Raw genomic sequence first — 253 nt, 5'->3', positions numbered from 1 at the left:
GAAGCAGGATCAGGGCCGCCGGAACAGCGACCACCAGCTGCGGGGCGCCCAGTTTGAGCGCGAGGACCCTGGCCAACAAACCGATGACGACGGCGGCAACCGCCGGAGACAGGCGGTCCCCGACACCCCCTTGGCCGACCCCCCACAGGACAAAGAAGCCCACGATACCTACCGCCGCCGTCGGGAGGAGCAATCGCATCTGCGTCTGTTCGGTGACTCCGATGGCCAACACAGCGATGGCTATCAAGACCGC

The 253-nt window shown here is 66.4% G+C and carries 1 protein-coding gene; it reads right to left on the bottom strand.

The window, feature by feature from the left end; genetic code table 11:
* Window positions 1-253: threonine/serine exporter family protein (locus tag SB679_RS25430; protein WP_410705130.1), on the bottom strand; the 253-nt coding region annotated here is incomplete at both ends.

The sequence above is a fragment of the Chryseobacterium sp. SIMBA_029 genome, assembly GCF_046535275.1.
GTDB lineage: Bacteria > Bacteroidota > Bacteroidia > Flavobacteriales > Weeksellaceae > Chryseobacterium.
The sequence above is the reverse complement of the archived record's forward strand: the minus strand, read 5'-3'. Positions and strand labels throughout refer to the sequence as shown.